This window comes from Pseudomonas sp. JDS28PS106 (assembly GCF_036706555.1).
Lineage (GTDB): Bacteria > Pseudomonadota > Gammaproteobacteria > Pseudomonadales > Pseudomonadaceae > Aquipseudomonas.
Genome location: NZ_JBAJGT010000009.1, coordinates 17,277 through 29,846, shown reverse-complemented (window position 1 = coordinate 29,846; position 12,570 = coordinate 17,277). Strand labels below are relative to the sequence as shown.

The following is a 12,570-nucleotide window of genomic DNA, read 5'->3' as shown; positions in this document are numbered from 1 at the left end:
TTAAAACCTTATAAAGTCGTGGAAGAGCCCGCTGCGGCGGCGTAAGTCTGGTAACTCTTCATCTGCTTCGCGATCTGCGAGATCTTGCTGGCATAGTCCGGATCGGTGGCGTAGCCGGCCTTCTGCAATTCTTTTACAAACTGTTCAGAGTTATCGGCCGAGTTGATCACTTCTTTATAACGACTGTTGTTCTGCAACAGGCTGACCAGATCGTGGAAGCTGTCGGCGTAGGAGTCGTAGGAGCGGAAGTCCGCCGTTTCCTTGACCATCTTGCCGTCGCGGAACTCGCTGGTGATCGCGCGCGCTTCGGCGCCCTTCCAGCTGCCCATTGCCTTGATGCCGAACAGGTTGTGGCTGCTGCCACCATCCTGCGAACGCATGATCGATTTGCCCCAGCCGGTTTCCAGCGCGGCTTGCGCCACCAGCATGACCGGATCGACGCCGATACGCGCCGCGGCTTCCTTGGCCAGCGGCAGCATGGTCGCCACGAACTGGTCGGCATTGCCGAACGCGCGCTTGGGCGGTGCCAGCGGAGGCTGAGCAACCGAGCGAACGAACTCTGGCGCTGGCGCCAGGTTCGGATCGGTGGTCCAGTCGCCGTTGCTTCCAGTTGCGGCCTGCGCCGGTTTTCCGGCAGCTGCCTGGGCGACATTGGTCGCAGCCGACGGCACGATGCCCGTCAGCAGGCGATCGGTCAGCTTGCTCGGCAGCGACAGGCGCCGCGCGTTGAGCGCCGCCATATCGTTGCGGCCTTCCACAGAGGCGGCGCCGGCAGCCTGATCGGCAGCGGCGGAACGGGTCGCCCATAACGGACGCTGATAAACGCTGCCGGCCAGACCGGTCTTGGCCGGCGCGTCGGCGGCAGCGGTCGCGGCGGACGTATCGGCAGCCGGCGCATGATTGACGCCCTTGTCCTTGGAGAGCTGGCGCATCAGCACGTCCTGCAGACCGATACCGTTGCCGCGAGTCGACAGTGTCACCGCCAACTGTTGGTCATACATGTCCTGATACTGCCGCGTTGCGGCGGTATTCATCGGGTTGTCCTTGGCCAGCACTTCGTTGGCCGATCGCATGGACTTGAGCATCTGGCTGACGAACAGCGACTCGAACTCCTGGGCCACCTTCTTGAGGTTGGCCTGGCTGTCCTTGTCGCCATGCTTCAACGAAGCCAGCCGGTTGATATCGGTGTAGGCACCGGTATCGACCGCCGTGGAAATTCCGCCCTTGGGCATATCCATGCTCGAACCCTCAGATTACGATCAGGTCGGCTTGCAGCGCGCCGGCCTGTTTCAATGCTTCGAGAATCGCCATCAAGTCGCCTGGAGCAGCGCCCACCTGGTTGACCGCACGCACGATCTCGTCAAGCGTGGTACCCGGACCGAACTTGAACATCGGATGCATTTCCTGCTCGGCGTTGACCCGCGAGCGTGGCACCACGGCGGTCTGGCCGTTGGACAATGGACCTGGCTGGCTGACGATCGGGTCTTCGGTGATGGTCACGGTCAGGCTGCCGTGAGTCACGGCCGCCGGCGAAACCTTGACGTTCTGACCGATCACGATGGTGCCGGTACGCGAGTTGATGATGACCTTGGCAGCCGTCTGGCCCGGATCGATTTCCAGGTTTTCCAGCACCGACAGGTAATCGACGCGCTGACCCGGATCCAGAGGCGCAGTCACTCGCACCGAGCCGCCATCCAGCGCCTGGGCGACGCCTGGGCCAAGCATATCGTTGATCTTGTCGACAATGCGCTTGGCAGTGGTGAAGTCCGAACGGTTGAGGTTCAGCGTCAGCGTATTGCCTTGATTGAAGCCGCTCGGCACCGCGCGTTCTACAGAAGCACCATTGGGGATGCGACCGGACGACGGAACGTTGACGGTAATCTTCGAACCGTCGCGACCTTCGGCGTCAAAACCACCGACCACCAGGTTGCCTTGGGCGATTGCGTAGACGTTGCCGTCGATACCCTTGAGGGGGGTCATCAGCAGGCTGCCGCCCCGCAGGCTCTTGGAGTTACCAATGGACGAAACCGTGATGTCCACGGTCTGACCCGGCTTGGCGAACGCCGGCAGGTCGGCGTAGACCGCCACTGCCGCGACGTTCTTGAGCTGCACGGTGCCCGATCCAGGCGGAACCTTGATGCCGAACTGCGACAGCATGTTGTTGAAGGTCTGCAAGGTGAACGGCGTCTGGGTGGTCTGGTCACCCGTACCATTGAGGCCCACCACCAGACCGTAGCCGATCAGCTGGTTGGCCCGGACTCCGGAAATGCTGGCGATATCCTTCAGGCGCTCGGCGTGAGCGCCGAACGCCGCAGTGAACAACAGGGTTGCCGCTATCAGTTGCTTGAACTTGATCATGTCTATCCCGCGATCAGAAAGGGAACAACGGGCTGAGGAAGAACCGGTCGAACCAGCCTGGCTGGCTGGTATCGGCGAATGCTCCAGTACCTGAATAGGTAATGCGGGCATCGGCGATACGTGTGGACGACACAGTATTGTCAGTCGCAATGTCATCTGCACGAATCAGGCCAGCTATGCGTACCAGTTCGTCGCCTGTGTTCAGCGTCATCCACTTTTCGCCGCGCACCGCCAGAATGCCGTTGGGCAGCACGTCGGCAACGGTCACGGTGACCGAGCCGGTCAGACTGTTGCTCTGCGCCGCCTTGCCCTCGCCCGAGCTTTCGCGGGAGCCCGAATACCCGGCGTTGAGGCTGAGATTGCCGCCGCCAACGGGATTGTTGGCGGTCAGACCCGAGCCGAACAGCGAGGTCAGGCCGATGCTGTTGGTGCTGTCCTTGCTCAGGTCAGAGCTGGCCGCCTTGCTCGCCGCCATCCGCTCGGACAGGGTGATGGTGATGATGTCACCGACCCGGAACGCCTTGCGGTCGCCGTACATATTCTGCTCGAAACCCGCCTGATAGATCGCGCCATTGTTGGCGGCCGCCGACATGGGCGTGCGAGGCAACACCGGAGCGTAGTAAGGATCGTTCGGCCGCGCGGCGGGCGCCACGCAACCGGCGAGCATGGTGATGCCGCACAGAGAAACGATCGATACGGTAAAACGCAGGACACTTGGGCGTTTCATGACACTAAAAACCTCGCGGTGTAGCAGGCGGATTGAGCAGTTGGATCAGGTTCTTACAGGGTCTGAGTCAGGTTCTGCAGCATCTGGTCAGCGGTCGAGATCACCTTGGAGTTCATCTCGTAGGCGCGCTGGGTAGTGATCATGTTCACCAGTTCTTCAACGGTGCTGACGTTGGAGTTTTCCAGGGTGTTCTGCAGGGTCGGACCGAGACCGTTCAGGCCAGGAGTGCCGATCTGCGGCGCACCGCTGGAGCCGGTTTCCAGGAACAGGTTGCCGCCGATAGCCTGCAGGCCGGCCGGGTTGATGAAGTCGGCAGTCTGGATGTTGCCGATGATCTGCGGGGTCGCCGCGGCGCCCGGCAGAGTGATCGATACCGTACCGTCCTGGCCAACCGTGAAGGTCTGGGCGTTCTGCGGAACCACGATGGCCGGCTCCAGCGCGTAGCCATTGGAAGTCACGATCTGGCCGTTGGCATCGAGGTGGAAAGTGCCGTCGCGGGTGTAGGCCACGGTGCCGTCAGGCTGGCTGATCTGGAAAAAGCCACGACCGTTGACCGCCATGTCCAGCGGGTTGTTGGTGGTCTGCAGGCTGCCGGCGGTGAAGTTCTTCTGGGTGCCGACGATGCGCACACCGGTACCCAGTTGCAGGCCAGATGGCAGCTCGCTGTCCTGAGTGGACTGCGCGCCCGGCTGACGCTTGATCTGGTAGAGCAGGTCCTGGAACTCGGCGCGATCGCTCTTGAAACCCGTGGTCGACACGTTCGCCAGGTTGTTGGAGATCGTGGTCAGGTTGGTGTCCTGAGCGGCCAGACCGGTTTTGGCAACGTACATTGCAGGAAGCATTCGTTTCTCCTCGAGCGCCGGTTTGTCGGCGCAAGCTGTCAGTGGTTAGCCAATCTGCAAGACGCGAGCCATGGCCTGGTCGTCTTCTTCGGCGGTTTTCATCATTTTGACGTGCAGCTCGAATTGACGAGCCAGGTTCAACACCGAGGTCATTTCCTCGACCGCGTTGACGTTGCTCGCCTGCAGAAAGCCGGACTCGACCTGGACGTTGGCGTCCGCTGGAGCCGGCTGACCGTTCTTGGTGTGGATCAGGCCATCAGGGCCTTTTTCCATGGTGTTCAGATCCGGGTTGACCAGCTTGATACGGTCGACCTGAGCCATAACCTGCGGGCTCTCGCCGGAAGAACGGATACTGATGGTGCCGTCGGCGCCGATCTCGATCTGCTGCTGAGGCGGCACGGCGATAGGACCGCCGTTGCCCATGACCGGCAAACCTCTGCCGTCGCGCAGCACGCCAAGGGCGTCGATGTTCATGCCGGCACTACGGGTATAGGCCTCGCCGCCGTCGGCGGTCTGCACTGCGATCCAGCCGTCGCCCTTGATGGCGATGTCCAGTTCGCGACCGGTCTCGATCATGGCGCCGCCGGAAAAGTCGGTACCCGGACGCTCGCTCATGGCATAGGCACGGGCAGGCATCACCTCGCCAAATACCGGCATCGAGCGGGCCTGCTCCAGGTCGCGCATGAAGCCGTTGGTTGAAACGTTCGCCAGGTTGTTGGCATGGGCCTTTTGCGCAACGGCGTTTTCAGACGCGCCGCTCATTGCCACGTAAAGCAACTTGTCCACAGTAATCCTCCTCCGACAGACGCTTGCCGCCTGTAGCTGTTCGCGAGGGGTTAAGCAAATTCCGAACCAACTTATCAAAACTGTTACACAGGGCCTGAAAGGCCCGGATTTGATGGGTTCCGGCGCTCGTGGGCAGTGACGGCGCTGTTCGAGGCGGCGGAGGATTGCCACAATGGCCGCGATGCGACCGACGCGACGCCAAAAAAACTGCGTGGCGAGGTGGCAAGGGGATTGCTTGTGTATCCCGGTCAATGTCAGAGCCTGACAATCCAAGGATTCACCATGCATTCGAAGCGCCGCGCGCTGGCCATACTGGCCGGCCTCCTGATCATCGCCACCCTGCCCTCCCAGGCAGCTCCGGCCCGCTTTTACAAATGGCAGGGCGACGACCGCATCGTCTGCGCCCAGACCAGTCCGGGGCCGGGGTGGACAAGGATGAATGGCAGCTATATCAAGGCGGATTGTTCGATCTGATCTATCGCCAGCACGACGGATCGCCAGCAAGCTGGCTCCTACAGGTCTACTGCACGTGGGAGCCAGCTTGCTGGCGATAGATCACGGCGAATCCTTACGTCGCTTGGATGAGCGTCTGCATCAAGGTGGCTTCGGTCGAGATCACTTTGGAGTTCGCCTGATAGGCGGTCTGCGCCTGGATCAACTCAATCAATTCCTCGGTCAGTTTGACGTTCGAGCCTTCCAGCGACTGTTCGACGATCGACCCCAGCGTGCCGATGCCGGGCGCATCGTAAATGGCCGCGCCCGACTCGATGGTCTCGGTCCAGCGCGTATCGCTCTGGGGTTGCAGGCCCTGTTCGTTGGCGAAGCTGGCCAGCATCACCTGGCCGATATTGCGGTACAGGCCATTGCTGAAACTGGCGCGCATGATGCCGCTGCCGTCGATGTTCATCCCGGTCAACAATCCCGGCGAGTAACCATCCACCTGCAACGAAGACCGCGCGGTCTCGGCGTTATGCTGCGAGAGCCGGCTCATGTCCAGGCGGATTCCCTCGGGATGGGCAACCGCGCCGTTGGAAATCCACTGCGCCGTGCTCTTGCCGGCATCGACCAGCCGCGAGGGTATCCAGCCGGTGAGGGTCAGGGTCTGGTTGTCCAGTTGCAATCCGGGCCCGCCCGTCATCGAGCTGATGGTGCCGTCGGCGTTGAACAGAAAACCGGCGGTATAGGGTTCCGTGCGTTGCGCATCCATCGGGTTGCGGTCATTGATCAGCAGATGCATCCGCCAGCTGTTGATTCCGTCCTTGACGAAGTACTGCTTGAGTTCGTGCTCATTGCCTTGGGAGTCGTACACCCTGCTGGAAAAGGTATGGTTATAGGAGGTCGGGTCCGAGGAACGGAACGTTGGCACCGGACGATCGACCACCGGGTCGAGCGCATCGATGCCGTTGACGCCGCCGTGACTGAGGGGCAGCGATACCGGTCCGCCACTGGCAGCGGGACTGGGCACCCAGGCTCCGCCTTTTTGTTGCGCGGGTATCCAGCGGGTCAGACTGAATTCAGTGTCAGAAATCTTCTTGATGTGCTGACTGCCGCCGGCATAGGCCATGGTTCCATCGGGACGTTTTGCCAGCGACCATTGCAATGGCGCCATGGAATCGGGATCCGCCGGGTTGATCCCGTCCACGGTAACGTATGAATTCCAGTGATCATCGTCGGTCTTGACGAAGTACTGTTTCAATTCATGGTCAGCCGGCGGGATGGCGGGCCGCGCCGGAGTGATCACCGTGCCGTTGCCGTCCACCACCTCGGGCACCGCCGGGATTCCGGCGTCCTGAATGGTTCGGGTGATGACTTTGGTGTAGGTCGAGGGATCGGCGGGGTTGAACAGCGGCAGCGTCGCCAGCGATGGCGTGGCCGATCCCAGGTTGATGACCTGGCTGACCTCGGTGGTGGCCTTCGGCGCCATGTTCGACGTATCGATCCTGAGGTCGGTCCGCACCCCGGGTATGATTTGCCCCCGCGCATCGGCGCCATAGCCTTGCAGCCGGCTGCCATGGTTGTCGACGATGAAGTCGTTGGCATCCTTCACGAAGGCGCCGGCTCGGGTATAGCTCACCGAACCGCGATCACTGATGACGAAAAAACCGTTGCCCTGGATGCGCATGTCCAAGGGATGACCGTCGCTGGAAAACGCGCCGCCCGCGTTGAAGTTCTGGCTGACGTTCGCCAGGCGCACGCCGTCGCCCACCGCGTTGCGGCCGCTGCCCAGACGCGCCGAGGAATACAGCGCCGCGAATTCCGCCCTTGAAGATTTGAAGCCCACGGTTCCGACGTTGGCGATATTGTTGCCCGCCACTTCAAGTCGCTTGTGAGCGGCACTCAGGCCACCTAGTGCAATATTGAATGACATGAAGACTCCCGAGCCGGATAACCGGCCAGTTCATGGATGCGTAATTGTTGTTGTCATTCACAAAACTGTTCATTGCGCGACGCCATGAAAGTCCCGTGACCACGAACTCGATTCTCGCACCCATCAAAGTAGGAGTTTTCTAGTTATGAAGTGGGATACTTCTAGTTATTTGCGGATTGCCAAGAGGTGCGCGCCTGGCGGCGCGCAGCTGGGTAGGAGCGGATTCATCCGCGATGGCTGGCAGGAGCGCCACACTTGTATTGTCTGATCAATTGCTTCGCGGACAAGTCCGCTCCTACAGAAACCAGGCCGGTCGTGAGGACGGAATAATACCCATAAAAAAGCCCCTTCATCAGGGGCTCTTTTATTCAAACTTCACTCAGCCATCATCAGGTCATCTGAATAGTGGTCTGCATGATAGTGCTCTGGGTGGAGATGGTCTTGGCGTTAGCCTGATAGTTGCTCTGCGCCTTGATCAGGTTTACCAGTTCCATGGTCAGGTCGACGTTGGAATCTTCCAGCGCCTGACCGGTGACATAACCCAGGGTGCCCGACTCCGGAGTACCGCTGACCGGAACGCCCGACGCGTAAGTTTCCCGCCAGTTGGTGCCGCCCGCCTGCGCCAGACCCTGCACGTTGGCGAAGTTGGTCAGCGATACCTGGCCGATCACCTGCGACTTGCCGTTGGTGTAGGTGGCGAACAGGTTGCCGGTCGCGTCCACGCTCATGGCGCTCAGCTGACCGGTTGCATAGCCGTTCTGGTCCTGGCTGATCAGACCCGAAACCGATGCGGTCTGGGTGATGCCGGCCATGTTCAGCTTGATAGTGTCGCCGGTCGCGCCGTTGGCTTCCCAGCTGGTGGTGGTGCCGCTGCCGACCTGAACGGCAGGCGTCCAGTTGCTGACGGTGAAGGTACCATCGGTGTTGAAAGCGATGTTGGCGCTGCTGGTCGGCACGCCAGTGCCGGTCACGACCAGACCGCCCGACGAGTTGAACGTCAGGTTGTTCACGTCAGGGGTTTCGGATGTCGGGTCGTTGATGCTGCGGCCGTCCATCAGCGAGTACATCGACCAGGTGTTGGTGCCGGTCTTCACGAAGTACTGGTCCAGGGTGTGCGCATTGCCCTGAGTGTCGTAGGTCGGAGTGCTGTACTTGATGTTGTAGCTCTTGGTGTCGTTCGGGTCGAAGGTGGTCACCGTGGGCAGCGCGGTGGTGGAGTTCAGGTTGGCGACGTTGGTGATCGAGCTGGTCGCCTTGGGCTCCAGGTTCGACGAATCGACGCGCAGATCGCTCAGGGCACCAGTGACGACGCTGCCGTTCGCATCGACGTTATAGCCCTGCAGTTTCATGCCGGCGCTGTTGACGACGTAGCCTTCCTTGTCGGTGTGGAATGCACCGGCGCGGGTGTAGAGCTTCTCGCCGTTGTTGCTGAGCATGAAGAAACCGTTGCCGTTGATGGCCAGGTCCAGGCTGTTGGCAGTGCCGGTGGTCAGGTTGCCCTGAGAGAACTGCTGGGCAACCGCCGCGGTGCTCACGCCGCTGCCGACGTTGGTCTGGCCCGAGGTGCCACGGATCGACTGGGCGTACTGGTCGGCGAACTCGACGCGCGACGACTTGAAGCCGGTGGTCGCAACGTTGGCAATGTTGTTGCCGGTAACGTCGAGGCTTTTGTTTGCTGCATAGAGCCCGCTAAGGCCGATATTGAAAGACATGTAACACTCCTTCGCCGTTTAGCCGGCTCTAAATTCCGATGGTCTGTACTTTGGACAACGCAACGGTATTGCCGCTGGCCAGGTTGAGAGTTGTTTCGGCGCCATTGACGCCCAGGGTCACGCTGCTTACGGTCGCTGGCAGGTAAGTCGTCAGCGCAGTGTTCTGGCCTTCGAGGGTCCCGCTGGCAACAAAACTGTAGTTGCCGGCTGCGGCGGTAGTGCCGTCGTCGGCCTTGCCATCCCACGCGAAGCTGGCGTTGCCGCCGGTCTGAGCGCCCAGGTCGATGGTCTTGACCACGTTGCCCTGTGCGTCGGTGACCTTCACGGTGGTCATGCTGGATGCCGACGGCACCACGACCGTGCCGGTCATGCCCTTGGCGGTATCTACCAGTGTGGAGGTCGCTGGCACGATCACCGAGCGGCCCACCAGCGAAGACGCCTGCAATGCCTGAGACGACTGATAGCTCGACGCAATCGAATCGACGGTCGAGGTCAGGTTCTGCATGCTTTCGAGGCTGCTGAACTGAGCCAGCTGGGCCACGAACTGAGTGTTGTCCTGAGGGTCCAGCGGGTTCTGGTTTTTCATCTGGGTGACAAGCAGCTGCAGGAACGCGTCCTTGCCCAGCGTACCGGTCGAGTCCGTCGCGGTCGGCGTCGGGTTCTGCAGCTTGCTGATAAAGCTTGTCGATACGTCGTTTTCAACGGCCATGGAAATCGTCCTTTATCACTGACCCAGGGTCAGGACCTTCTGCATCATGGTTTTGGCAGTGTTCATGATTTCCACATTGGTCTGGAACGAACGACTGGCGGAGATCATGTCGGCCATTTCTTCCACGACATTGACGTTGGGGTAGTAGACGTACCCGTTCTTGTCGGCCGAAGGATGATTAGGCTCATAGCGCGCTTCGAGGTTGGAGCTGTCTTCGACAATTCCCGTCACCTGCACACCCTGCCCGGCCTGCCCCTGCTCTTCGAACAACGAACCGCCAGTGGACTGCTGGCCCTGGAATACGGTGGCGAACACCGGATGACGAGCGCGGTAGGTCTGATCCATGCTGGATGAGACGGTCTCGGCGTTGGCGATGTTACTGGCCGTGGTGTTCAGACGCGTGTTCTGAGCACTCATGGCGCTACCGGCAATGTTGAATACATTGGAAAGGGACATGGTTATTCTCCGCGAAGAGCTGCAACCAGCCCTTTGAACTTGCTGTTGAGCAACGTGAAGCTGGCCTGGAAGCCCATCGCGTTCTCGGTGTAGTTGGCCTGCTCGACCTGCGAGTCGACGGTGTTCTGGTCAAGCGACGGCTGGGACGGAGTGCGATACAGCAGCGTGCCGTCCTCCATGCCCATGCCTTCAGCTTCGATATGACGGCTGTTGGTCATGTTCAGGGCGAAGTGACCGTTCTGCACCTTCTGGTTTTCGGCGGCCAGCACCGAAGAGAAGTCCAGATCACGTGCCTTGAAATTCGGGGTGTCGGCGTTGGAGATGTTGTTGGCCAACACCTCCGCGCGCTGCGCCCGGAAGTTAAGGGCCTTTTCATGTATGCCTAGGGCTTTATCGAAGCTGATGCTCATTTCGGGAACCTTTACCGGTTGTCCTGACTTTCGTAGCACTGAGAAAGCAATCGTCGTGCCAAATCGAAAAAGCCAGTGTTTCCGGGGCTTTTAGCCAAACCGGCGGCGGCAATGCCAGAAAAGCGGCAAGGCATTTCCGCTGGAGAGTGGCAAAGCGGCAAGGGGCGCGCCGTTTTTTTGCCAGTATTGCCGTAGGGTTTCGCCCCATCGCCAGCAAGGCGGAACGCCGCCCCGGTGGCTCCTACGGTTGATCGCGTAGGAGCCAGCTTGCTGGCGATTGCCGCTCCAATAAAAAAGAGACCCGAAGGTCTCTTTTTCATGGAGCGACGCCGAACGTCACTTGGCCTTATAGATGATGCCCGGACTGCACTGGACCATCTGATAATGATCCGGCAAGCCGTTGAGCGCTTCGGATGCGCCCAGGAACAGGTAGCCACCCGGCTTGAGCGTAGCGTGGATACGCAGCAGGATGTCCTTCTTCACTTCCGCCGAGAAGTAGATCAGCACGTTGCGGCAGAACACCATGTCGAACTTGCCCAGGCTGGCGTAGCTGTCGAGCAGGTTGAACGAGCGGAATTCCACGCGGCTCCTGATCGGCGCCTTGACCGCCCAGCGGCCCGGAGCTTTGACATCAAAATAACGCTGCAGGCGATCCGGGGACAGACCGCGGCCGATCGCCAGACTGTCGTACTCCCCGGTCTTGCAGTTGTTGAGCATCGCGCCGGACAGATCAGTGGCGACGATCTGCACACCACTCTTGAGCTGGCCCGGGTTGCTGCGCTCGAACTCATCGATGGACATCGACAGCGAGTAAGGTTCCTGACCCGACGAGCAGGCCGCCGACCAGATGCGCAGGCGCTGACCCGGACTGGCCTTGATCGCCTCCGGCAGCACCCGGTTCTTGAGCACTTCGAAAGGATAGGTATCACGGAACCACAGCGTTTCGTTGGTCGTCATAGCATCGACGACCTGCTCGCGCAGACCGCCACGCGGTTGCGCCTGAATGCGCTGTACCAGCTCGCCAAGCGACTTGATGCCCTGTTGTTCCATCAGCTTGTTGAGACGGCTGGAAACCAGATACTGCTTGTTTTCCCCCAGCAGAATGCCACAGGCTTTTTCCAGAAAGACCCGGAACTGCTCAAAATCCAAATTACCCGTAGACAAGGTGCCGCCTCTCAATCATGTGAACCACCAGGAACGAAGTCCCTAGCTAATATCTGCTGCCTTGATCCGCGCCACGACCCTGGCCGCGAGGTCATCGGGTCGAAATTTTGCGAGGAAATCGTCAGCACCGACTTTCTTGACCATCGCCTGGTTAAAGACGCCCGAAAGCGAAGTATGCAAGGTGATGTGCAATTGCTGCATGCGCGGATCGTTCCGAATAGCAGCTGTAAGGGTATAGCCATCCATTTCCGGCATTTCAATGTCGGAAATCATCATCAGAAACTCTTCTTCAGGCTTCTTGCCTTCGTCGACCAGCTTGCGCAGGTAGTCCAGCGCCTGCCGGCCGTCGTTCAAGGCCACTACCTCCACGCCGACCGTTTCCAGGCAGCGGGTCACCTGCTTGCGCGCCACCGACGAATCGTCGACGGTCAGCACTCGCAGCGAAACTGCCTTGTGCTGAACCTCTTCGTCGATGACGCCAGCTGATACATCTTCGGAAATCGGCGCAACCTCCGCCAGAATCTTTTCCACGTCAATGATCTCGACCAGCTGATTATCGACCCGGGTGACCGCGGTCAGATAATGATCGCGTCCGGTCCCCTTGGGTGGCGGATGGATCTCTTCCCAGTTCATGTTGACGATGCGCTCCACCGAATGCACCAGAAAACCCTGAACCTTGGTGTTGTATTCAGTGATGATCACGAAGGAGTTGACCAGCGAGATCATCCCCGCCGAACCGGTCGCCATCGCCAGGTCCATGATCGGGATGGTGCCGCCGCGAATGTTCGCAACGCCTCGCACGATCGGACTCGACTTGGGCATGACGGTCAGCTTGGGGCACTGCAATACTTCTTTGACTTTGAAAACGTTGATCCCGTAGAGCTGCTTGCCGTCGAGACGGAACAAGAGCAGCTCGAGGCGATTCTGTCCAACCAGCTGCGTTCGCTGGTTCACTGAATCCATTACACCCGCCATGCCGACCCCCTAACCTGTAGCGACCATCATCCGTTCCCCGACATCGGTAAACGGCACGGGCCT

14 protein-coding genes are annotated in these 12,570 nt (G+C 60.1%); 1 reads left to right on the top strand and 13 read right to left on the bottom strand.

Translation table 11 applies throughout. The features are described from left to right. Positions 1–8 precede the first annotated feature (8 nt). The 5 genes from flgJ to TRP66_RS15730 are packed head-to-tail and all read right to left on the bottom strand — an operon-like array spanning position 9 to position 4,713. Complete coding sequence (gene flgJ / locus TRP66_RS15750) at positions 9–1,238, bottom strand: flagellar assembly peptidoglycan hydrolase FlgJ (RefSeq protein ID WP_333404346.1); 1,230 nt, start codon at positions 1,236–1,238, stop codon at positions 9–11. Positions 1,239–1,248: 10 nt separating this feature from the next. After that, positions 1,249–2,358, bottom strand: coding sequence for a flagellar basal body P-ring protein FlgI (locus TRP66_RS15745; RefSeq protein WP_333404344.1), 1,110 nt, complete (start codon positions 2,356–2,358; stop codon positions 1,249–1,251). Between the two features lie 13 nt (positions 2,359–2,371). Continuing rightward, entirely contained in the window at positions 2,372–3,085 is a 714-nt protein-coding gene (flgH, locus tag TRP66_RS15740; RefSeq protein ID WP_333404342.1) for a flagellar basal body L-ring protein FlgH, read from the bottom strand. Between the two features lie 53 nt (positions 3,086–3,138). Continuing rightward, the gene (gene flgG / locus TRP66_RS15735; RefSeq protein WP_333404340.1) at positions 3,139–3,927 is read right to left on the bottom strand and encodes a flagellar basal-body rod protein FlgG; all 789 of its coding nucleotides are present in this window, start codon (positions 3,925–3,927) and stop codon (positions 3,139–3,141) included. Positions 3,928–3,972: 45 nt separating this feature from the next. Further along, a complete protein-coding gene (locus TRP66_RS15730) occupies positions 3,973–4,713 on the bottom strand; it encodes a flagellar basal body rod protein FlgF (protein ID WP_333404338.1) in 741 nt (246 codons plus the stop codon). Between the two features lie 282 nt (positions 4,714–4,995). Between TRP66_RS15730 and TRP66_RS15725 the strand changes: the two genes are divergently transcribed. Further along, positions 4,996–5,187 (top strand): hypothetical protein, encoded by a 192-nt coding sequence (locus tag TRP66_RS15725; protein ID WP_333404720.1) that lies wholly within the window; start codon positions 4,996–4,998, stop codon positions 5,185–5,187. A 94-nt stretch (positions 5,188–5,281) separates the two neighbouring features. On the opposite strand, the gene TRP66_RS15720 is transcribed toward TRP66_RS15725, so the two are convergent. From TRP66_RS15720 to TRP66_RS15685, 8 genes are all read right to left on the bottom strand, one after another. Continuing rightward, positions 5,282–7,081 carry a flagellar hook-basal body complex protein gene (locus TRP66_RS15720; protein ID WP_333404336.1) on the bottom strand — a complete coding sequence of 600 codons (1,800 nt, stop codon included), beginning with the start codon at positions 7,079–7,081 and terminating at the stop codon, positions 5,282–5,284. 389 nt (positions 7,082–7,470) lie between these two features. Continuing rightward, positions 7,471–8,793, bottom strand: coding sequence for a flagellar hook protein FlgE (gene flgE, locus TRP66_RS15715; RefSeq protein WP_333404334.1), 1,323 nt, complete (start codon positions 8,791–8,793; stop codon positions 7,471–7,473). A gap of 28 nt (positions 8,794–8,821) precedes the next feature. Then, on the bottom strand, positions 8,822–9,502 hold the full coding sequence (gene flgD / locus TRP66_RS15710) for a flagellar hook assembly protein FlgD (protein ID WP_333404332.1): 681 nt from the start codon (positions 9,500–9,502) through the stop codon (positions 8,822–8,824). A gap of 15 nt (positions 9,503–9,517) precedes the next feature. Continuing rightward, positions 9,518–9,958, bottom strand: coding sequence for a flagellar basal body rod protein FlgC (gene flgC, locus TRP66_RS15705; protein WP_333404330.1), 441 nt, complete (start codon positions 9,956–9,958; stop codon positions 9,518–9,520). Between the two features lie 2 nt (positions 9,959–9,960). Continuing rightward, positions 9,961–10,368 (bottom strand): flagellar basal body rod protein FlgB, encoded by a 408-nt coding sequence (gene flgB / locus TRP66_RS15700; RefSeq protein WP_333404328.1) that lies wholly within the window; start codon positions 10,366–10,368, stop codon positions 9,961–9,963. An 11-nt stretch (positions 10,369–10,379) separates the two neighbouring features. Beyond that, the gene (locus tag TRP66_RS15695) at positions 10,380–10,688 is read right to left on the bottom strand and encodes a hypothetical protein (RefSeq protein WP_333404326.1); all 309 of its coding nucleotides are present in this window, start codon (positions 10,686–10,688) and stop codon (positions 10,380–10,382) included. 16 nt (positions 10,689–10,704) lie between these two features. Further along, the gene (cheR, locus tag TRP66_RS15690; RefSeq protein ID WP_333404324.1) at positions 10,705–11,532 is read right to left on the bottom strand and encodes a protein-glutamate O-methyltransferase CheR; all 828 of its coding nucleotides are present in this window, start codon (positions 11,530–11,532) and stop codon (positions 10,705–10,707) included. Positions 11,533–11,574: 42 nt separating this feature from the next. Continuing rightward, positions 11,575–12,507 (bottom strand): chemotaxis protein CheV, encoded by a 933-nt coding sequence (locus TRP66_RS15685; RefSeq protein ID WP_333404322.1) that lies wholly within the window; start codon positions 12,505–12,507, stop codon positions 11,575–11,577. Positions 12,508–12,570: the final 63 nt, after the last annotated feature.

Coding starts and splice junctions, on each gene's coding strand:
- flgH (WP_333404342.1), bottom strand. CDS start 3,085: ATGAAACGCCCAAGTGTCCTGCGTTTTACCGTATCGATCGTTTCTCTG.
- flgD (WP_333404332.1), bottom strand. CDS start 9,502: ATGGCCGTTGAAAACGACGTATCGACAAGCTTTATCAGCAAGCTGCAG.
- TRP66_RS15720 (WP_333404336.1), bottom strand. CDS start 7,081: ATGTCATTCAATATTGCACTAGGTGGCCTGAGTGCCGCTCACAAGCGA.
- TRP66_RS15685 (WP_333404322.1), bottom strand. CDS start 12,507: ATGGCGGGTGTAATGGATTCAGTGAACCAGCGAACGCAGCTGGTTGGA.
- flgE (WP_333404334.1), bottom strand. CDS start 8,793: ATGTCTTTCAATATCGGCCTTAGCGGGCTCTATGCAGCAAACAAAAGC.
- TRP66_RS15725 (WP_333404720.1), top strand. CDS start 4,996: ATGCATTCGAAGCGCCGCGCGCTGGCCATACTGGCCGGCCTCCTGATC.
- flgB (WP_333404328.1), bottom strand. CDS start 10,368: ATGAGCATCAGCTTCGATAAAGCCCTAGGCATACATGAAAAGGCCCTT.
- TRP66_RS15695 (WP_333404326.1), bottom strand. CDS start 10,688: ATGAAAAAGAGACCTTCGGGTCTCTTTTTTATTGGAGCGGCAATCGCC.
- TRP66_RS15745 (WP_333404344.1), bottom strand. CDS start 2,358: ATGATCAAGTTCAAGCAACTGATAGCGGCAACCCTGTTGTTCACTGCG.
- flgC (WP_333404330.1), bottom strand. CDS start 9,958: ATGTCCCTTTCCAATGTATTCAACATTGCCGGTAGCGCCATGAGTGCT.
- flgJ (WP_333404346.1), bottom strand. CDS start 1,238: ATGGATATGCCCAAGGGCGGAATTTCCACGGCGGTCGATACCGGTGCC.
- flgG (WP_333404340.1), bottom strand. CDS start 3,927: ATGCTTCCTGCAATGTACGTTGCCAAAACCGGTCTGGCCGCTCAGGAC.